Genomic DNA, 21,093 nt, shown 5'->3' on the forward strand with positions numbered 1-21,093 from the left:
CAAGAACCACTAAATGTTTTGCACGAACTCAGTTAACGTTTGATATTGTTGAGTTAATAGTTTCAGTTTAGCATTTACTTCAGGAAGTGCTTTTTTATTTAACGCTAGAGTAAGTGCTTTCGCGCTTTCATTGAGATTTTTTGCTGCCAGGATGGTGGTTACTTTTTCTATTTCCGCAGTATGTAATAATGCACTCTCGAACGCTTTATCATCTATTGCCTTGCAAATTTCGGCAATGGCTTCATTGATATCAGCCATATACTCATCGAGCATAAAAACAGCCAATTCTGGCGAGCCTTGATTCAAAGCATAAAGATTTAAATCAAACGCCTGCTCCACTTCACCTTCTTTTACTGATAATAAATTATCGATACGCGATATATCGGCATCATTAGCAACTTTTTTATCCTTTGCTGTCGGTAGGTTAGTTGCTTTATGACTTGTCACGTGTGCAGTAACTTTTTTACTTATTTTTGTTTTCTGTTCGGTTGAAAGCGCTAATTGTTTTTCTTTCAACCAAGGCGAAAATAATTTCACTAACTGCTGAACATCTAACACATTTTTAACCTGTGCTTGAGACCAAGATTTCGTTACAAGCAACTCTTGTTTAGTAGCTTTTTTCAAGGGTGATTCGCCTAATGAAAAAACACCACGACTGACATTTTTACCTACCTTCATTTGCACAAAGGGTGAATGCTTAAATTCTGTTAACAACACCAGATAGCGACCTGTTTGCCATTGTTCAAGCATAGTATCTGCATGACATACAATCCGGACTTGGAAACCGAGCCAATGGAGTAATCGCGACAAAAATTGATATTTATCAACCGATTCAACACCAAGCAAAACTTCAACCTGTGTAGAGCAGAAACGGTATTGATTGAAAATTTCAGCTGGGATGATTAAATTATCGACACGTTTTGATTGAATAAATTCGGCCAAGTATTTAATTAAAGCATTAACTTCACAAGGGGCGTCAGCCTTTTCATAAAAACCTTCATGATGTAAAGCATGAGTAAAAGGTGACTGCAACACAATTAACTTAGGTGTTAAAGGTTTGGGCAAAGTAGATAAATGCTGGGTAATGACATGGCCTTCATTTTTAAAAACTTGCCCCGTAATAATAACGGCACTAACTTTATTAGAAGTAAGGTGTTTAACATTTAATTGTTTCACTAAATGTTCTACTTGTTCAATACTTTCAACTCGTCCTTGCGCTGTTTTAACGTGAGTTTCGATACTTTTAGTAAACGCATTCCGTTCACCAACTACAATCAATGCTTTATCTATTAACTCAACTTCATGAATATGAGTATCTTTATTCGCGTCATTTTCAACAAAAGCCATCGGCATATCAACGGATAACTGAAAGCCTTTCTCAGTGGCATTCGCCTGTAAATTTTTACTATACGATGCCGTTAACAACGTGTGTAAATATTGTACTTTCTGTATGGTATTTTCTTGTCCCTCATATTCAATCAAAGCGGCAATTAATTCAGGCAATGTCGCTTTTGGTTTTTGAACAAGGACATTAAAAGTGAAGCGAATAATTTGTTGACCTGAGTTTTTATCGGCGATTTCCGCATTCAGTAGTAAGGTAGCATTAAATTGCTCTAATAAGCATAAATTCGCCAAGCTTTCCAAGGTTTGATGAAATAAACTTACGTTGACTTTTGCGCGCGACAATACCCGATTATCAACGGCTAATTGCACTGTATTGCGTTGTTGATTCGCTTCAATCATGACATTTTGACAAATTGCCATTAATTCATTTCGAGTATCTACATCTACTAAAGTTTTTCTTTGTTCAACTCGTTGCAATTCGATGTTTATTTGTAATTGACGATTCCATTGTAAAATTCTCGTTAATTGACGATAAACTTGCAGGGAAGTAACACCCGATCCTATAGAAACACTCTGGCTTTGTAGCATAGTGCGGATCAGCATGTTATCAAGTTTCTCCGTATGAATGCGCAATACGTGTTGATATTTCTCATCTTGTATAGCAAGTTGCTGTTTCAATCGGTCAAGTTCATCAACAAGTTTTGCCTGTTGAGCATTACTTCTTACCGTGCCTTGCCACGTACTATTATGGTGAACAATTGTTATCGTGAGTAATTGATTAAATCGAGTATAAACATCACATTGCCCAACCACATTATCTCGTTCAGCGATTCGCGCGGTTTTTATAAGGGTTTTCAATGATGAATAAGCAAAAGCTTGTTGCCAGCTTTGTTTGCCTTGTTTGTTTTGTTTGTTGTGTTTGCTTTGTTCGGAGAAAATTAATTGTTTAGCTAACGCGTTAGCATGAGCGTTCTTTTCTTCATTTAAAACATAAAAGGCCAATTGCGCATGCTCAAAAATAACTTGCTCCAACGAACGTAATTGAGCAAGTAATACTTGGTAATCAGCTTCGCTATGAGAGGGATGCACAGTATTCAACACTATTTCAGCAATTTGCTTATCTTCTCTAGTCACTAATTCACTTGCAACGGATTCGTTGCCTGAAGCAATATTCTTTATATAGTCAATACTCGCTAAACCCTGCTGTTTAACGCGTTTTTTTAACTGAAGTAATAAAATTGCGAACAGGAAAATTAACAAAGCAAAGCTGGTAAAAATAACGAATTGCCACTGTTGATCCGTTAAGCGTATTTTATCGTTCAATGCTTTTTCAATAAAACTAGGTATAGGTTTAATCGTCGTTGTTGGCCACTGCAACTCAGGACGGAATTGCTGCCATTGAGTTTGTTGCTCTGTTAATCGCTGAAAATACTCTTGAGATAACCTCAGCTGCCCTCGCCACTTAGCAATGGCATTTTGTTCAACAAAGAGCAATTGATTTAATTTAAACATCACAGTTAATAAAGGTGTCGATAATTCTTTTGACTCCTCCATCGCTTGAAATTGTGATTGCCACAAGTCTAGACTTTGTAATAATTCATCCGTATAAAAATTAAAATCTACTAATGAATACTGTAAATCAAGACGACTAAATAAAATTTCAACATTTTTAACCGCAAGAGCAGTTTGCTGTAATAAATTAACGATGTTGGTTAAATTTGCATGAGCTTTGGCGCGAGACACCGTAACTTTATCGGCAACGTTATCTTGATTGATTTGCTGTAATAGTTTGACTTGTTTAGCTTTATTATCAGCGAGTTCACTATTTAACTCATCTAATACTAGTTGCAATTGTATTACACTACTTTGTTTTAAGAGTTGATTGCGCTGATGATTATTTGTGAGTCGTTTAATATTTTCTAATTCAGCCGTTTCACTGAGAATCACCTGCTCAATGAAACGAGATTTTTTCGTCGAAAGCTTTTTTAATTCTTTTAATTGCTCAAGATAGTTTTGATGATTTTTAAGGAAGTTTTTTGCATTATCACTTTGGAGTACGTTAGAAATTAGGTTGTTGATTTTTATATATTTTTCTTGTGAACGATAACTTTTTTCAACTCCAGGTAGCTGCTCTTGAAGCAAAAAATTAACTTGTTGATCACGATAGTGAAATAACAATAAAGCTAACGTCAGTGAAAATATAAACAAGCTAAAAATAGCATAAAAGCGCGCGGTTAATTGCTGATAAAAAGGAGTCGAAGAGTCCATACTTACTATAACTACCTGCTGATAAGACGTATTTAAACGTGCATGACAATAAAAAATTTATCAACAGTTTAGGGATTTATCGGCAAGAATCAAAGGGATTTATTAGATAATACGACAGTTATCCCTTAAGCATGATCATCGACGCTTTTTAACCCACGCCCAATCCATTAAACAAACAATAGGTTGCTCGTTCGATTCATCGGTGATCTCTACCGCAATCAGCATATCGCCTTTTTCTTGTTGTAAAATAGCTTGTCGTTGCGCTTCAGTTATTTTGGCAACTGCGGTTAAGCTCCCTTTCATACGACGTTGATATTCAATTTTCATCGACTTTAATAACGGAACACTGTCGTCGGGCACATTCATGCCAAAAACAATGCCAGTTGCTGACTCAGCTAACAATGCAGCCGCAACCGCATGTATACCACCAATGTGGTTTTGTACTTTTTTCTTATTCGCTAAACTAATTTCTACTTGTTCATGAGAGACAAATTTAATTTTGATCCCGGTGGTGCCAGCAAATTTAACGGTGGAGCAAAAAAACTTCGTTAATAAAAAGGGTCTTAACTTCTTTGGCGCATAATTTACTTTATTAATAAAACGGCTAAAACGATTAGACATAATTTACTCACTTAATGATTGATGGATCAAATTGTTGATCGAACTGGTCCGACCTTCAAGTGATATTTATAAAAAAAGCACCTCAGTGCTTTTATTTTTATATGTAGCTTGAAGAATTACCCGATAAAAATGTAAAAATTAAAGCGAAAAAAAGTGCTCTCGATATACTTTTAATTCATCAATAGACTCGCGAATATCATCCAAAGCTAAATGAACGCCCTTTTTTACCACTTTATCTAATACTTCAGGTTTCCAACGACGAGCTAACTCTTTTACTGTGCTGACATCTAAGTTGCGGTAATGAAAGTAATCTTCAAATTCCGGCATATATTTATTAATAAAACGACGATCTTGGCCAATACTGTTACCACACATGGGAGATTGACCTTTAGGAACAAATTGCTCAATAAACTTAATGGTTTCAGCGCTAGCCGTTGCTATATCAATGTTACTTTCACGACAACGTTTTGTTAGCCCAGATTTACCATGGGTATCAATACACCATTCACTCATATTGTCTAACACATCATCAGATTGATGTATCGCAAATACAGGCCCTTCAGCAAGAATATTGAGTTGGCTATCCGTCACTATACTGGCAATTTCTAAAATAACATCATGCTCAGGTTCTAGGCCTGTCATTTCTAAATCTAACCAAATTAAATTTGTCTTATTCAAAGACATAAGTTTCCCTTAATGACACTTTACTGATCATAAATCGACTTTATGACAAGTAATTAGATGAATGATGATTTTATCAGTATAATACGTGAGAATTAAACCCGATAAAAATACTTTGTCGTTCACTACTATAAGTTAACTTTACATATAATGAAAAATTCTTGTGGCAAAAGCTAAAAAATTAACCAAAGGCCAAGTCAGACGTATTAAAGCTAATCAAGCAAAAAAACTGCGCAATAAAGTTGAGCAAATTGATTGGCAAGATGACGAGCTAGGAGAAGCGCAACTCGGTACCGTGATCAGTCGATTTGGTCAACATGCCGATGTTGAAGCAGACAATGGAGAAATATTTCGTTGTAATATGCGTCGAAGTATCGGCTCGCTAATTTGTGGTGATAAAGTACTTTGGCGACAAGGAAAGGCAACCGAGCACAGCATCTCAGGAGTTATTGAAGCGGTTCATGAAAGAGAGTCTGTTTTAAGTAGACCCGATGTTTATGATGGTGTAAAACCTATCGCAGCAAACATAAGTCAAATTTTAATAGTGTCATCAGTGCTCCCCGCATTTAATGCTGACATTATTGATCGTTATTTAGTTGCGGCCGAAGAGACTGACATTAAACCTGTCATCGTATTGAATAAAACAGATTTATTTGACGATGAAAACCAAGATGAAATTGAACAACAATTAGATATTTATCGCGCTATTGGATATCAAATCATCTACGTCAGTAACAAAACACAAGCCGGTATCGATGAATTAAAACAACAGCTTAAGGCTAATACCAGTGTTTTTGTTGGTCAATCTGGAGTTGGTAAGTCAACACTTACTAACAGCTTGATGCCTGAATTAGGTGTGATCACTCAGGAAGTTTCAGAAAATTCGGGATTAGGTCAACATACAACGACCGTTGCTCGACTTTATCATTTTGAACAAGGTGGCGATTTAATTGATTCTCCCGGAATACGAGAATTTGGTTTATGGCATTTAACCCCAGAACAAGTGTGTAATGGTTTTATCGAATTTGAAGACTTTCTCGGTCTGTGTAAATTCAGAGATTGTAAACATCAAACAGATCCCGGTTGTGCATTAATTGCCGCTGTTGAAGACAAAAAAATTCATCCTAAACGGTTAGCTAGTTTTCAACGAATTTTAGCGAGTTTAAATGAAAACACGCTAACCACCCGCTTCAACGATTAAACCCTACAATAAATACAAGTATCAATTTAAGGAAACATCAGTGTCATTAGATAAGTTAAAAATAGCATTACAATATATCATGCCAAAACACGGCCTCTCTCGATTAGTAGGCAAGTTTGCTGCGGCAGAAGCTGGCTGGTTAACCACCAAAGCCATTCGCGCTTTCATCAAAGCTTATGATATCAATATGAGTGAAGCGAAACTTAAAAATGCCGAAGACTTTAAAACCTTTAATGATTTCTTCACTCGCGAACTCGATGACGGTGCGCGGACAATTGACAATAATAACTTGGCATTATGCTACCCCGTTGATGGAGCTATTAGCCAACAAGGCGATATTGTTGATGGACAACTAATTCAAGCTAAAGGGTTTAATTACAGTTTAACCAGTTTATTGGGTGGAGACTCAGCTACCGCCGCCCCTTTTCAAGGGGGTAAATTCTCTTGTATTTATCTGGCCCCAAAAGATTATCATCGTATCCACATGCCGATGAGTGGCACATTGCGTGAAATGATATATGTGCCAGGAGAATTATTTTCAGTGAATCCATTAACGGCAAACAATGTCCCAGATTTATTTGCTCGAAATGAGCGCGTGGTAACCATTTTTGATACGGAACATGGCCAATTAGCTATGGTATTAGTTGGTGCCACCATTGTTGCCAGTATAGAAACAACGTGGGCTGGCACTATTACCCCTCCTGCTGGAAAAGATATCTTTAAATGGAGTTATCCTGCAGAAGGCATTGATGCGATTCACTTAAACAAAGGTGATGAAATGGGTCGTTTTAAATTAGGCTCAACAGTGGTCGCAACATTTTCGCCAAATATGATCAACTTCAATGAAACTGCAGGCCCTGAAACAGTGACACGTTTAGGCGAGCATTACGCAGACATCGTGGTTGATAAAAACGTATCATGAAAATAATTGCGCATCGAGGAGCAAGCGGTGAATTTCCTGAAAATTCAATACTTGCCTTTGAACAAGCTATTTTACAAGAAGCTGATGGCATTGAACTCGATGTGCATTTTCACTCCCCAAGCCAACAATTTATAGTGCTACACGATCAATATTTGGACGAAATAACCAATGCTAAAGGCCAAATTAATCAATATTCGCTCGAGCAATTAACACAGTTATCTTTAGGTCAAGAACAGAAACTAATCACACTTTCACAGGCGTTAACAACCATTGCAGGACGAACTTTAGTTAACATTGAAATAAAGTCTGCTTGTAGTGATATTTCAATAGTGAATTTACACTTATCCGCCTTGAAATCACAGATTAATTATGCGATTAAACACTTGGGGTTTTCATCACAACAATTTGTATTATCATCCTTTAATCATCACATCATCAAACAAAGTAAGTTAATATTACCCGATATCGAAACTGCCGCATTAATTGCTCATAACCCGATCGAATATGCTAGTTTCGCGCAAAAGTTAAAGTGTTTAGCGATTAATCCAGCGATAGAGTGCCTAGAACAAGCACTTGTGACAAACGCACAGCAACTGGGATTAAAAGTTTGGGTATATACCGTAGACAGGGAAGAAGACATAAATTTTTGTCGACAAATAAACGTTGATGCAATTTTTACTAATTTTCCAAAAAAAGTGAGAGATTACATAAATAATTGTAACGATAGTTAAACATTGCTCGTCGAAAAACACTGTAACCACCTGATATTCATTGAATTAAATGAATAATAAAATAAATTAATATTTATAGTTGCTCATTTTATCAACACGAGATACGATTAAGTTCGTAATATAATTGTAATAAAGCAATTTATCAGAACATGCATTAAGGAATTTTAATGGCTCGAGATAATAGTGATATCAAGCCAACTGAAGCAGAACTTACTTTACTTAATATTCTTTGGAAGTTAGGACCTGCAACAGTTCGACAAGTACATGAAACCGTCAGTGAGACTCAAAAAACCGGTTATACAACTGTACTTAAAATTTTACAAATAATGCATGAAAAAGCATTAGTTATTCGTGATGAAAGTAACCGAGCCCATGTTTATGCTGCAGCAAATAGTGAAACATTTACTCAATCCTCATTACTGAAAGATTTAGTCAGCAAAGCATTCGGTGGTTCAACCTCAAAACTTGTCATGCGAGCATTAAATAACTCGACCAGTAAAGAAGAAATTGCAGATATTCGTCAGTTACTTAACGAGTTAGAAGAACAAGACCAATAAAGTCATCGAACCCTAGACACAATTCTCAAGGAACATAATGGAAAGCGTAATAAGTAGCCCCTTATTATATAATTTAGCATTAACCCTGATCCATTTTTTATGGCAGGGATGTCTGATTGCGCTGGCATTAAAGTTTCTGTTGATCATCACACCACATCAACAATCAAAAACACGGTATACTTTTTCGGCAATCGCGATGATTGCTTGTTTAATTGTTCCTATCATCACTTATATTGCAATATATCAACCAAGTTACGCACAATTGATAGTGCAACCAGATCAAAATGCTTTCATGTTAGAAACAGCAATTTTAACGAATGATGAGGCAATTAATTGGTATCAAGAGGTGTTCGAAGCACTGCCTTACGTATCAATGGTATGGATTAGCATAGTGACTTTTTTAGCCACTAAATTAATCATTGAATTATACAATGTAAATCAATTACCTAAGCAAGGAACCATGCGAGCAGAAGCTGCTTTACAGCGCCGCTATGAAGCTTTAGTTAAAAAAGTTAATTTACGTAAATCACCGCAATTATTAATTTCTCTGAAAACCGATATTCCTATGGCGATTGGTTGGTTAAAACCAGTAATATTAATTCCTGCAGCGATGTTAACGGGATTAACCCCCACTCAATTAGATATGCTTATTCTGCATGAGCTCGCACATATTCGCCGCCATGATTACTTAGTCAATTTTTTCCAAACCATTATTGAAACTTTATTGTTTTTTCATCCAGCGATCGCTTGGATTTCAAAGCAAATGCGGAATGAAAGAGAATACTGCAGTGACGATATTGCGGTTAATCTAGCAGGTAACCCCATTGCGTACGCTCATACATTAGCAGACACCGCTAATTTATGTCGAAATCATCGTCATCATGCAATCCCTACAATGGCAATGGCAGCTTCCGGTGGCGACTTAAAGCAACGAGTTGTTCGGTTAGTTGACCAACATCACTGTTCGTCCAATGATGATTCGGGTAAATTTTTAGCCTCGGTATTAATTATCTTCTCGGTGTTAATTGTCGCCATAAAACCTTATTTAAATAACACAATCATTGATTTTACATCGGGCCGTATTTCATTCTTTAAAACAGCCAGCGATATCATTAAGCAGCAACCGACAAACGCGGCAAATTTATCTGCAACTTCGGTTGCCCAAATGTTGTTGCAGCAAGAGCAAAAAAACGCCCTAGCACTAGAAAACGAGAGTTCTATTAGCGCCCCAAAGGTTAACAGTCGAGTCACTAAAATAACGGTGCCGACGATGAAATTTACTAATATAACGGCAAAAAAATCACCATCTTTGAATAAAGCTGCGGATGAACGCGAATTAGCAAATGATCATACCGTTCAAGAAAACTCTTATCTTGCAAATAACAAAACAAAAAACGATATTACCACAGCGACATCAAACGCAGCGATGAGTCAGCAAAATAATAGTGAATCACAAACAGAAGCGTTATTAGCGAATCATCAAGAAAAATCTATGTCTGAGTTAGCTTTTGAACGCACGGATTCAAACAATACCCAATCAAAAATGAAAAACCCGTACTCTAATCAAGTAGCGGCATTAAATGATGAACCACGACTAGAACATACACAAACTACGACGTCACAAGCGCGCCCAAACCAAGAACAACCTCGACCGCTATATACTATTACTACGGTAGAAAAAACAAAAACAGCAACAAGCAGACCAAAAAGAAAGAGTGCTGAAATTTTAAGATCTCCCGACCCAAAATACCCTTCTACTGCTACGCGAAGAGGTATTGAGATGGATGTAACAGTTAGTTTTGTTATTGATACTGATGGAATTGTTCAAGATATTACTTTCGAACAAAAAAATCGCGTAAGTTATTTCAGAAGTGCAATTAGAAATGCCATGGCAAAATGGCGCTTTCTACCTGCTCAAGTTAATGGCCGACCGGTAGAAAGTAAGATGACAAAAATTTTCTCATTTAGCTTAGCGAAATAAAGGGGCGTGTAGCCTTTGGTTATTAACGACACAAACACTGCCGTAACACCGAAACTGACTCAAGCCCCATTCATAACGAATAAGCAATTATCTTCTATGTTTTCTATTAAACTTCATAAACTTTTCACGCTGCTCTGCCGTTAATACTTGCATAATTGCGTGTTTGCTTTTTGCTTTTTGTAGTGCCATTTCAGTAAAGCTTGTTTGATACTGGCTATGTAGTTCAATAAACGCTTTTTCATCAAATGTCGGAGCAGACATTAAAGATTTAACTTGCTCTTTAAAGCCTTTCATCGTTTCTTTCTGTTCTTTTGCTTTCAGTTTAGTTTGTTCAAAAATCGCCTTTACTTGAGTTTTTTGCTCATCTGTTAACGCTAAATGTTTCGCCATTTTTTTAAATTGACGCATCATCGGGTGTTTTTTCCCCTTTTTCATATGCTCTGTTTGCGCCGTTTGACCTTCTTTAGCAATAACCTCTTGTACAGGAAGGATTGCTAAACTGCTTACTAAAATGGTGCCGATTAATAACATTCGTTTGATATTCATAATAAATCCTTATTGATTTTTAAAAATTAACTTCATGGTTAGAATACAAAATCCAACGAAAAGAAACGCAAAGCAGTGTAAAGGTTTTGTAAAGTTTCTCAGAAGTAAATTTTTGTCAGTTATGATATATAAGTGGCAGTACTAAACATAAGGCGTGACACACTCATGACAACACCCGTAAAAATATTGATTATCGATGACGATAAAGAATTAACCAGTCTTTTATCTGAATACTTAGCCTTAGCGGGTTATCAATTATTTTGTTGTCATGACGGCTTAAGTGGGCTTGAACAAGCAAGAAGTGATGAGTATTCCTTAATTTTACTTGACGTTATGATGCCTAAATTAACAGGTTTTGAAGTATTAAAAGCATTAGGGGGCAAACATACCACCCCGATATTAATGTTAACGGCCAAAGGAGATGAAGCTGATAAAGTTCTTGGCTTGGAATTAGGTGCCGACGATTATTTAGCTAAACCTTTTCAACATCGCGAGTTGCTTGCGAGAATAAAAGCAATATTAAGACGAATTAACATCACTAGAAATCAACAACAACCATCATCTTTGCAAGAAGTGAATTCTGTTTCATTAAATCATGCAACTCGAGAAGTGCATTGTCACGGACACTTAGTAGAATTAACCGGTACTGAGTACCAAATTTTAGATTTATTAATGAAATCTGCTAGCACGATCATTAGTAAAGCTGAGATTTCAGAACAAATCTTAAAAAGGAAACTTAGCCCTTTCGACAGAAGTATTGATATGCATGTCAGTAACATTCGCCGAAAATTATTACCTTTTAGCCCAAATGATAAACTTAAAACAGTGCGTGGTTCCGGCTATATCTTTTTAACTGGCGAAGGGTAAAGACATGTTAGTTAAAATGAAAAAAGCACTTGCTTCCATTGGGGTAAAATTATTTTTATCTTTTTGGTTGATCACACTAGCATCCATTTTCATTACACGATTAGTTTCTTCCCAACTAGAACATCAAAGTATAATTATTCCGACGGTTCAAGAAGATATTTATAAACTAAAAAAGTACGCAAAACGCATCAATAAAAAATTACCTAAAAGCCCATTAGCAATCATTCAGCGGGCGCCATTTCCACCTGGTATGTCTATTTTGATCAAAGATACTAACACGCAAGAAGTTTTTCATAATCATAAACGAGACTCACAAACCATAGCATCTTTTCTAAGCAAAAATAGCTATAGCAACCTAACGACCGTTCAATTTCCTTTTGCACGTTTAATAGGCCCTGAGCACATTCAAATTAATCAGCAAGACTATCAATTATTTCTTGTTGTAAACTCCAAACATCCTCATTTTGGTTCCTTGTTTATGCAGTTACCTTTCTGGGTACGTATCATCATTCCCCTCTTGATCAGCTTAAGTTTTTGTTGGTTATTAGCTAAGACATTAACCCGACCAATTATCGCCATAAAACATGCTGCCACTGAAATAGGCAAAGGCAACTATCAAGCAAGGGTGATAGATGGGGAAAGTCGCAATGATGAATTAGGTGAAATGGCAAAAAGTTTTAATCAAATGGCTGAAAAATTAACCACGAATATTCACGCACATCAGCGACTATTAGCTGATGTCTCTCATGAATTACGATCACCCATGACACGTTTGCAAATAGCAATAGGGTTAATTGAAAGTTCAGCAGAGCAAGGGAAACCTGTCGATAAACATATCAGTCGATGTGAACGTGAAATAGGCCAACTTGACCAAATGATCAGTAATGTATTGTCATTATCTCGTATGGAAAATACTTTCCAAGAAGCTGATTTTGTCTTGTTAGAGGTCACTTCAATTCTAAAGACAGCCATTGAAGACGCACAATATTTAGCGAATGATAAAAACATTCGTATTGTCAATAAAACGAAGATCACCTGTCAGATGTTACTTGATGAGACACAATTACTCAGTGCGTTAAATAATATTTTAATTAATGCCATTAAGCACAGCGAAGAGCAGAGTGATATTGAAGTACAAGCAACCATTTCAGCAGGCCGTTTATTGATTACCATTGCTGACACAGCCACAGGTGTTCCAGAAGAACAACTCCCCTTACTGTTCAATGCCTTTTATCGAGTCTCAACCGCACGAGATAGAGAAACTGGCGGTACCGGCTTAGGACTCGCTATTGCCAAACAAGCAGTAGCAATTCATCAAGGTACAATTTCTGCAGCAAATAACGCTAGCGGCGGCTTAACTATTACCCTAGAATTACCGATAAATAAGGCTAAAAATGTGTAGAGCATGACAACTAAACCGTGGCTGCTATTTGCTTTAATAATAATAGGTTTCAATAGTATATTTATGACAAACGCTTTCGCTTTCACCCAAGAAGATAAGTTATCTAAATTACTAACAACTGATATTGCTGATTTTTGGCGCACGGGTCACTTTTCTTCATTTCAAGGAATTGATAATAAACGCATTAATTACGCGAGTTTTATTGCTGATCAGCCTATCAACTGTTTAGTCATTTCACCCGGTCGTTCAGAAAGTTACTTAAAATATCAAGAATTAGTTTTTGATTTAGCTAGGCTTAATATGAGTATCTTTGTCATTGACCACAGAGGACAAGGGCTATCGGAGCGTTTACTACATAACCCGCATAAAGGTTATGTCAATAAATTTGATGACTATACAGACGATTTACACACCTTTATTGAAACCGTGGTTAACCCGCACTGTGCCACGAACAAACCACCGCTATTACTTGCCCATTCGATGGGAGGTGCTATTGCGACTCGTTTGATACAGAAATATGCACAATCGGTAAAAGCCGTATTATTATCTTCACCCATGATTGCTATTAATAAAGGAGGTCTACCTGAATGGGTAGCGAAAAGTTTGATAACTACAGGTAATATTCTTAATACTTTAATCTCAGATCAAGCTTGGTATTTTCTTGGCCAAGGTGATTACCAAGCAAAAGATTTCGCCAGCAATCACTTAATGCATTCTCAAATACGTTATCAAACATTTATCGACTTATATCAAGCACAGCCAGAACTCCAGCTTGGCGGAGTCACTTTTAATTGGTTAAAACAAGCAGTGCTAGTTCAACAGAAAATATTTGCTGATCTCGATAAAATTTCCACTCCCATCACGATAATGCAAGCAGGTAATGACACCATTGTAGATAACAGTGCCCAAAATAAATTCTGCCAACAACTCAATCAGTACACACCTAGCTTGTGCCAGCAGTCACAGCCATATGTCATTGAAGGCGCTAAACATGAGCTGTTGTTTGAAAGCGATAAATACCGTAATCAAGCGCTTGCTTTCATTGAAAATTGGCTTTTTGAAAACACTGAATAACAAATCGATCAGCCTTTAGGGTGACTCGTTACCACTGAACTTGGATCATGATGGATAAACACTTCACAAGGCGCTAATGCTTGTTCAATGTCTCGCTCTATTGTCTCACCGATACTATGAGCTGCTAACAGAGTTAAAGTATCATCCAACTCTAAATGAAATTGAATAAAACGCTGATGCCCCGCTTGGCGCGTTCGTAAATCATGTAAACCTAAAGCATTAGGATGTGCAGCAACAATCGCGTTAATTTTATTTATTTCCTCGAATGATAATTCATGATCCATTAAGTGCTGAACACTGAGCCACATTATTTTTGCAGCACCATATAATAAGTAAAGCCCCACTAACAAAGTAAAGATCCCATCTGCCCTTGGCCAATAATCTTGACTCAACAGTAAAGCAGCTAGCACGCCTAGGTTCAAAATCAGATCGGATTGGTAGTGCAAAGAGTCTGCACTAATCGCTAAAGATTGTGTTTTAGCAATGACATATTTTTGGATGAAAACTAGCACTAAAGTGAACACAATGGCGATAACACTTACCCAGACCCCCACTTGTGTTTGTACGATTGCTTTTGGAGTAATCACACGTTCAACACCATTTATCATGAGTAATGACGCAGAGCCAAGAACAAAAGCCGCTTGCACTAATCCCGCCAAACTTTCAGCCTTGCCATGACCAAACTTATGTTCTTGATCGGCCGGAGCTAATGCAAAACGTAAAATAATGACATTCATCACGGAAGCAAATAAATCTAACATTGAATCAGTAGCTGACGCTAACATAGCACTGGCATCTGTCACGAACCACGCATAAAGCTTTATGACCACTAAGATCAGTGCGGTGACCGTTGCACTTATCGCCGCCAATCGTACTAAAAAGTCATAATTTTGTTTCGATGCAGTCATACAATACTTATTTATTAAATCTTAATTTAAATGATAGCAAGACTTTTACCACAACCTAAGCTCAGGGTATAATTAAACAGCAAATTCATTATAGAGAAGACTTATGTTAGATGTGGTGCTATTTCAGCCTCAAATCCCACCCAACACGGGAAATATCATACGCTTATGTGCAAATACGGGTTTTAGGCTTCATTTAATAGAACCATTAGGTTTTGATTTTGATGATAAAAAATTACGTCGAGCGGGTTTAGACTACCATGAGTTTGCTGCAACCAAACGTCATAAAAATTTTGCCGCCTTTGTAGAAAGTGAACAACCGAAACGTATTCTTGCAATAACAACGAAAGCCACCAACTATTATGGTGATGTAAAATTCTCTTCAGGTGATTATTTACTGTTCGGCTCTGAAACGGCAGGACTTCCTGAAGATGTGAGACAACAAATTCCTGATCAAGATAAAATTCGTATCCCGATGATAAAAGATAGCCGCAGTATGAATTTATCAAACGCCACGTCTGTGATTATTTATGAAGCATGGCGACAACTGGGTTTTGAAAATTCCGTTTGATAAGCAAAGAGCAAACAATAACGAGAAAAGCTGGAATTGTTTATAAACTATTTTACAATGCAATATTATTCGTAAGTGCGTTCTCGCGAGAGTAAATCTGAAGCGGCTAATTTTGCATTTTTTCCACAGTACAATACTTGGTAAACTTGTTCGACGATTGGCATCTCAACATTCATGCGCTCAGCAAGCATATACACTTCTTTGGTATTGCGATAACCTTCAACTACTTGACCAATATCTTCCATCGCTTGTTCAACACTGGTTCCTTGACCTAATGCTAAGCCAAAACGACGATTACGAGATTGATTGTCGGTACAGGTCAATACTAAGTCACCTAAACCTGCCATCCCCATAAAAGTGGTCGGTTGCGCATTAAGTGCCTCGCCTAAACGAGTCATTTCCACTAAACCGCGAGTGATCAAGGCGGTTCGAGCATTCGCACCAAAACCTATGCCATCAGCCATGCCTGCGCCAATAGCTATAACATTTTTAACTGCGCCGCCTAATTGCACGCCAATAAAGTCGTTATTGGAATATACGCGAAATGTTTTTTCGCAATGCAGTAAATCGGATAATTCAGCAACAAAAGCATCATCGGTAGATGATAAGGAAATTGCGGTCGGCAAACCTGCGGCCATCTCCTTTGCAAACGTAGGACCGGAAAGCACAGCTAGTGAAATTTCATCACCAAGAATTTTTCGCGCAACGTCTTGCAATAAATTACCTGTTTGCGGATCTAAACCTTTTGTTGCCCAAGCAATTTTTGCACTCGCACGTAGATAAGGTTTGATTTGCTTGAGCATGTCACCAAAGACATGGCTCGGCACCACTACTAAAACATTGTCGCTTGCTTGAATGGTCGCTGCTAAATCATTTGATAAAGATAATGATTCAGGAAATTTACTACCGGGTAAATATTTTTCATTACTGCGTGAAGCAGCCATATTACTAATATGTTGAGGATCTCTCCCCCACAATAAAGTTTCATGACCATTGCGCGCAAAGCATATAGCAAGGGCTGTTCCGTACGAACCAGCCCCTATTACACTAATTTTAGCTGAACTTTTCACGGCTAAATATTGCTCGCACTTATTAGTGCGTTTCTGCACTTGCTGGTGCTTGAGCAGCTTGCTCTTTCGCTTTTTGTACGTAGGAAGCAAATAAAGCGTCAAAATTTACAGGTGCTAAATTAATTTGTGGGAAAGAACCACGATTCACTAAATTTGCCACTGACTCTCGTGCATACGGGAATAAAGTAGTTGGGCAGAATGCTCCAATAGTATGAGCTAATTGTGCTTCTGGTAAATTACCAATAGTGAAAATACCCGCTTGTTGAACTTCCGCTAAAAAAGCGGTTTGTCCTTCAACTGTCGCCGTTACTGTTAACGCTAAAATCACTTCATAAGTGTCATCTGATAACTTTGCAGAACGCGTGTCTAAATCTAATTGTAACTCAGGCTTCCATTCTTTTTGAAAAATAGCAGGAGAATTTGGTGTTTCAAAAGAAATATCTTTCGTGTAAACACGTTGAATAGCAAATTGTGGTGCTTCTTGTTTTTGCTCTGTTGCGCCTTCGTTTGTTTGGTTTTCGTCAGCCATGAGTGTACTTCCTATGCTTCATGCAATCTGCATGTTTAAAAATTAATAAAAAAGTAAAAAAACTTGTTATTTTTACTTTGCTTAAGTTGTTTATACTTCACCTTGCAATAAAGTATCTAATTTGTTTTGAGCGTGTAACGCATATAATTCATCACAACCACCCACATGGTGATCGTGAATAAAAATTTGTGGAACGGTAAATGCGCCTTGACTGCGTTGGATCATTTGTTCTCTTAATTGCGCATCATTATCAATTTTTATTTCTGTGTAGTTCACTTGTTTATGATCGAGAAGCATTTTTGCTCTCATACAAAAGCCACAAGTTACTTTAGTATAAATTTCAACTGCCATGATAAACCTTAAAATTAAGAGACTTTACGTTATTTACTTTTTAACAACCGGTAAACCTGCACCCGTCCATGCGTTCAAACCACCTTTAAGCAAACTCGCTTTAGTAAAGCCTGCTTTTAAAAGTTGATCGGCCGCTTTACTTGCAGTAATACCAGCTGCGCATACAACAATAATGGGTTTATCTTTATATTTTTCAAGGGCCGAAAAATCATTATTCTTTAGTTTTTCAGCACTAATATGTTTCGAATCGATGATATGACTGTTTTTAAAATCTTTCTCAGCACGAATATCTAAAACAATGCCGTTGTCACGATTCATAGTAAAAGTGACCTCCTGCGGACTTAATTGTTTGATAGGTGACATTTTAATACGAATAGTTGTCACGATAATCGCTATAAAGATACCCACCCAAGCAGCACTTAACATCGGGTGACTTGCTAAAAATGAACTGAATTGTTCCATAAATGATCTAATATTTATCTACAAAAAATTTCTCGACAGTATACAGATTACTGGCATTTTTTATAGCGTAAAAACGACATTTTTATCAATTTACAGTTAATTATTGTTTAACTCTCGATATGCAATAGAACAATTTTGTCTAGAGCAGTTAGAGAAATTCCCATTTCACATTGATATAATAAACGGAATCTAATATCTAATTTTCATTTATTTGAACTTCGGGAACAGTATGTCGAACAAAAAATCTACCGTACTTATCATTCTAGATGGCTGGGGCTATCGTGAAAATGAACAGTCTAATGCTATTTTTCATGCCAAAACCCCTGTTATTGATAACTTAATGGCTAATTACCCTAACATGCTTATTCAAACATCAGGCATGGCAGTTGGTTTGCCTGACGGTCAAATGGGTAACTCTGAAGTCGGCCATGTGAATTTAGGTGCGGGACGCATTGTTTATCAAGACTTTACCCGAATCACAAAAGCCATTGACGATAATGAATTTCAACAAACTCCAGCGCTTTGTCAGGCGGTCGATAAAGCCGTAGCCAATAATAATGCGGTGCATATATGCGGCTTAATGTCGCCAGGTGGAGTGCATAGTCATGAAGATCATATACTTGCCATGATCGACTTAGCTAAAGAACGTGGTGCAGAGAAAATATATTTACACGCCTTTTTAGATGGTCGAGATACGCCACCAAGAAGTGCCAAAGCCTCCTTAGAAAAAGCCCAAGATAAATTTGCTGAAATAGGCAGTGGTCAAATTGCTTCTATTATTGGCCGATATTTTGCCATGGATAGAGATCAACGCTGGGATCGCGTAGAAACTTCTTATAATTTAATGACTCAAGGTAAAGGCGAATATCAATTCTCAAACGCCGTTGAAGCTTTAGAAGCGGCTTATCAACGTGATGAAAATGACGAATTTGTTAAAGCGAGTGCTATTACCAATCCACAAGGGGAAGTCATTGGCATTAACGACGGCGACAGCGTAATTTTTATGAATTTCAGAGCAGACCGTGCTCGTCAGTTTACTCGCTCATTTGTTGATACTGATTTTGACGGATTTTCTCGTCAAAAAACGCCAAAACTTGCTGACTTTGTTATGTTGACACAATACGCGGCGGACATTAACACGAGTTGTGCCTTTCCGCCGGCACCATTAAATAATGTTTTAGGCGAGTGGTTAGAAAAACACAACAAAACTCAATTACGAATTTCTGAAACTGAAAAATATGCGCATGTCACTTTCTTTTTCAGTGGTGGTAAAGAAGACACTTTCAAAGGAGAAGAACGCATTTTGATTCCTTCTCCACAAGTGGCGACATATGATTTACAGCCAGAAATGAATTCGACTTTACTGACAGATAAACTCGTTGAAGCCATAGAAAGTGGTGAGCACGATTTTATCGTTTGTAATTATCCTAATGGTGATATGGTTGGTCATACCGGTAAATTTGACGCTGCGGTAAAAGCCTGTGAAGCAGTAGATAGCAGTATTGGTCGGGTATTAAAAGCGCTTGAAAAAACCGGGAGTGAATGTTTAATTACTGCCGATCATGGTAATGCTGAGCAAATGGTAGATAACTCGTCTGGCCAAGCACACACGGCGCATACTTGTGAACCTGTACCTTTAATTTATGTAGGCAGAAAAGCCACGCCAGCATCAACGGGAGCACTGAGTGATATTTCACCAACCATTTTAAATTTAATGGCGATGGAACAACCCGAAGAAATGACTGGTACTAATTTGATGGAGCTTGATTCATAATAATATCGAATTCACTTAATTTTAATAAAAGTCTTTCGATAAAAATGAATATGCTACATAACAGATATAAATTTTCAGCACGTGTCACATGCGGTCTCGTGCTGTTTTTATGCCTGTTATTCATAGAAAGCAGCAACCCAAAAGCTTACGCCCAACAAAGCACAAATGAGAAACTCTCTGACGTTAAAAGCGCCATCAGCAAACAAAAAACAACCATTAAACAAGTGGGTAGCAAAAAGCAAAAACTCTTAACACAACTAAAAAATGATGATCTCGCCATTGCAAAAATCGTCAAAGCACTTAATAAAACTCATGCTTCACTCAAACAAACAAAAAAACGGTTAAACGAATTAGTTAAAGAAAAGAGCCAAATAATTCAAGCAAAAAAACAACAAGAAGCGGTACTGGCAAAACAATTACGTACAGCATACTCAACTGGTCATCATGATTATTTAAAGTTGTTATTGAACCAACAAGATCCGGGCAGTGTTCAACGAAATCTGACTTATTACCAGTATTTAAATAAAGCCCGCATCAATGAAATTCAACAATACAAGCAAACCATTGCTCAATTAATTGAAATTACTAACCAGCAACAGCAACAAGCTGCACAGCTGCAATCACTAGAAAGCACACAGAATCAACAAAAGCTTGCTTTAGAGAAAAACAAAAAGCAACGCAAAGCAACCGTTGCACAACTTAATAAAGCATTATTAACCTCAAAACAAAAACTGGCGAAACTCGAACAAGAAGAAGCCGATTTAGTATCAGCTTTAGCAAGAATGGCGGAGTTAAGTAAACAAGAAATTGATTTAAACGGCTTAAGTAAATTAAAGCGCAAATTATCTTGGCCGGTAAAAGGTAAAATCAATCGAAGCTTTGGCTCAAGAAAGCAAGATTATCTTAAATGGAAAGGTGTGTTATTGGCTGCGCCATTAGGCAGACAAGTGAAAACCATTCATAACGGTACGGTGTTATTTGCCGATTGGTTAAAAGGTTATGGTTTAGTCACCGTCATTGATCATGGCGAAGGCTATATGAGTTTATATGGTCATAACCAAGCCTTATTAAAATCAGTAGGAGAACGTGTTGAAACGGGTGAGCCTATTGCTCTTGTGGGACAAAGTGGTGGCCAATCACAATCAGCGCTTTATTTTGAAATCCGACACAACGGCCAAGCGGTTAACCCTAAACTCTGGTGTCGCTAATTGAAAATTGTCGCTAAACACCCACTGT

Annotated in this window: 20 protein-coding genes; 11 read left to right on the forward strand and 9 right to left on the reverse strand. The window is 37.3% G+C overall.

Annotated features, from left to right (window positions below; translation table 11 throughout):
• Nucleotides 1-9: 9 nt before the first annotated feature.
• From ABXH06_RS08010 to orn, 3 genes are all read right to left on the reverse strand, one after another.
• Nucleotides 10-3,612, reverse strand: coding sequence for a hypothetical protein (locus tag ABXH06_RS08010; protein WP_353517868.1), 3,603 nt, complete (start codon nucleotides 3,610-3,612; stop codon nucleotides 10-12).
• Nucleotides 3,613-3,747: 135 nt separating this feature from the next.
• Nucleotides 3,748-4,233 carry a DUF4442 domain-containing protein gene (locus ABXH06_RS08015; protein ID WP_353517869.1) on the reverse strand — a complete coding sequence of 162 codons (486 nt, stop codon included), beginning with the start codon at nucleotides 4,231-4,233 and terminating at the stop codon, nucleotides 3,748-3,750.
• 138 nt (nucleotides 4,234-4,371) lie between these two features.
• A complete protein-coding gene (orn, locus tag ABXH06_RS08020; protein ID WP_353517870.1) occupies nucleotides 4,372-4,917 on the reverse strand; it encodes an oligoribonuclease in 546 nt (181 codons plus the stop codon).
• A 160-nt stretch (nucleotides 4,918-5,077) separates the two neighbouring features.
• Here orn and rsgA point away from each other — a divergent pair, with 160 nt between their 5' ends.
• The 5 genes from rsgA (at nucleotide 5,078) to ABXH06_RS08045 (ending at nucleotide 10,306) form a co-directional block, all read left to right on the forward strand.
• Nucleotides 5,078-6,115, forward strand: coding sequence for a small ribosomal subunit biogenesis GTPase RsgA (rsgA, locus tag ABXH06_RS08025; protein WP_311580619.1), 1,038 nt, complete (start codon nucleotides 5,078-5,080; stop codon nucleotides 6,113-6,115).
• 40 nt (nucleotides 6,116-6,155) lie between these two features.
• On the forward strand, nucleotides 6,156-7,037 hold the full coding sequence (asd, locus tag ABXH06_RS08030) for an archaetidylserine decarboxylase (protein WP_503012488.1): 882 nt from the start codon (nucleotides 6,156-6,158) through the stop codon (nucleotides 7,035-7,037).
• Entirely contained in the window at nucleotides 7,034-7,768 is a 735-nt protein-coding gene (locus ABXH06_RS08035) for a glycerophosphodiester phosphodiesterase (protein WP_353517871.1), read from the forward strand. Before asd ends, ABXH06_RS08035 begins: the two co-directional genes overlap by 4 nt.
• A 167-nt stretch (nucleotides 7,769-7,935) precedes the next feature.
• The gene (locus ABXH06_RS08040) at nucleotides 7,936-8,325 is read left to right on the forward strand and encodes a BlaI/MecI/CopY family transcriptional regulator (protein ID WP_311580626.1); all 390 of its coding nucleotides are present in this window, start codon (nucleotides 7,936-7,938) and stop codon (nucleotides 8,323-8,325) included.
• 37 nt (nucleotides 8,326-8,362) lie between these two features.
• Nucleotides 8,363-10,306, forward strand: coding sequence for a M56 family metallopeptidase (locus ABXH06_RS08045; protein WP_353517872.1), 1,944 nt, complete (start codon nucleotides 8,363-8,365; stop codon nucleotides 10,304-10,306).
• A gap of 87 nt (nucleotides 10,307-10,393) precedes the next feature.
• Here ABXH06_RS08045 and ABXH06_RS08050 read toward each other — a convergent pair whose 3' ends face one another.
• Nucleotides 10,394-10,852 (reverse strand): Spy/CpxP family protein refolding chaperone, encoded by a 459-nt coding sequence (locus ABXH06_RS08050; RefSeq protein WP_353517873.1) that lies wholly within the window; start codon nucleotides 10,850-10,852, stop codon nucleotides 10,394-10,396.
• A gap of 165 nt (nucleotides 10,853-11,017) precedes the next feature.
• Here ABXH06_RS08050 and ABXH06_RS08055 point away from each other — a divergent pair, with 165 nt between their 5' ends.
• The 3 genes from ABXH06_RS08055 (at nucleotide 11,018) to ABXH06_RS08065 (ending at nucleotide 14,195) form a co-directional block, all read left to right on the forward strand.
• Nucleotides 11,018-11,719 (forward strand): response regulator, encoded by a 702-nt coding sequence (locus ABXH06_RS08055; protein ID WP_311580636.1) that lies wholly within the window; start codon nucleotides 11,018-11,020, stop codon nucleotides 11,717-11,719.
• 4 nt (nucleotides 11,720-11,723) lie between these two features.
• Entirely contained in the window at nucleotides 11,724-13,121 is a 1,398-nt protein-coding gene (locus ABXH06_RS08060) for an ATP-binding protein (RefSeq protein WP_311580639.1), read from the forward strand.
• Nucleotides 13,122-13,184: 63 nt separating this feature from the next.
• Complete coding sequence (locus ABXH06_RS08065) at nucleotides 13,185-14,195, forward strand: alpha/beta fold hydrolase (protein WP_353517874.1); 1,011 nt, start codon at nucleotides 13,185-13,187, stop codon at nucleotides 14,193-14,195.
• 8 nt (nucleotides 14,196-14,203) lie between these two features.
• Here the strand turns inward: ABXH06_RS08065 and ABXH06_RS08070 are convergent, their stop codons facing one another.
• Nucleotides 14,204-15,103, reverse strand: coding sequence for a cation diffusion facilitator family transporter (locus tag ABXH06_RS08070; RefSeq protein WP_311580645.1), 900 nt, complete (start codon nucleotides 15,101-15,103; stop codon nucleotides 14,204-14,206).
• Between the two features lie 103 nt (nucleotides 15,104-15,206).
• On the opposite strand from ABXH06_RS08070, the gene trmL reads away from it, so the two are divergent.
• A complete protein-coding gene (trmL, locus tag ABXH06_RS08075) occupies nucleotides 15,207-15,671 on the forward strand; it encodes a tRNA (uridine(34)/cytosine(34)/5-carboxymethylaminomethyluridine(34)-2'-O)-methyltransferase TrmL (protein ID WP_353517875.1) in 465 nt (154 codons plus the stop codon).
• A 65-nt stretch (nucleotides 15,672-15,736) separates the two neighbouring features.
• Here trmL and gpsA read toward each other — a convergent pair whose 3' ends face one another.
• From gpsA to ABXH06_RS08095, 4 genes are all read right to left on the reverse strand, one after another.
• Nucleotides 15,737-16,741: an NAD(P)H-dependent glycerol-3-phosphate dehydrogenase gene (gene gpsA, locus ABXH06_RS08080; protein WP_353517994.1), complete on the reverse strand. Its 1,005-nt coding sequence runs from the start codon at nucleotides 16,739-16,741 to the stop codon at nucleotides 15,737-15,739.
• Between the two features lie 22 nt (nucleotides 16,742-16,763).
• Nucleotides 16,764-17,270: a protein-export chaperone SecB gene (gene secB, locus ABXH06_RS08085; RefSeq protein ID WP_353517876.1), complete on the reverse strand. Its 507-nt coding sequence runs from the start codon at nucleotides 17,268-17,270 to the stop codon at nucleotides 16,764-16,766.
• 90 nt (nucleotides 17,271-17,360) lie between these two features.
• Nucleotides 17,361-17,621, reverse strand: a complete 261-nt coding sequence (gene grxC, locus ABXH06_RS08090) for a glutaredoxin 3 (protein WP_432280231.1) — start codon at nucleotides 17,619-17,621, stop codon at nucleotides 17,361-17,363.
• A gap of 33 nt (nucleotides 17,622-17,654) precedes the next feature.
• Entirely contained in the window at nucleotides 17,655-18,083 is a 429-nt protein-coding gene (locus ABXH06_RS08095; RefSeq protein WP_311580655.1) for a rhodanese-like domain-containing protein, read from the reverse strand.
• Nucleotides 18,084-18,312: 229 nt separating this feature from the next.
• Here ABXH06_RS08095 and gpmM point away from each other — a divergent pair, with 229 nt between their 5' ends.
• A complete protein-coding gene (gene gpmM / locus ABXH06_RS08100; RefSeq protein WP_353517877.1) occupies nucleotides 18,313-19,857 on the forward strand; it encodes a 2,3-bisphosphoglycerate-independent phosphoglycerate mutase in 1,545 nt (514 codons plus the stop codon).
• Between the two features lie 98 nt (nucleotides 19,858-19,955).
• Nucleotides 19,956-21,065 (forward strand): murein hydrolase activator EnvC family protein, encoded by a 1,110-nt coding sequence (locus ABXH06_RS08105; protein WP_353517878.1) that lies wholly within the window; start codon nucleotides 19,956-19,958, stop codon nucleotides 21,063-21,065.
• The last annotated feature ends 28 nt before the right edge of the window (nucleotides 21,066-21,093 follow it).

The organism is Thalassotalea sp. SU-HH00458, assembly GCF_040362795.1.
Classification (GTDB): domain Bacteria; phylum Pseudomonadota; class Gammaproteobacteria; order Enterobacterales; family Alteromonadaceae; genus Thalassotalea_H; species Thalassotalea_H castellviae.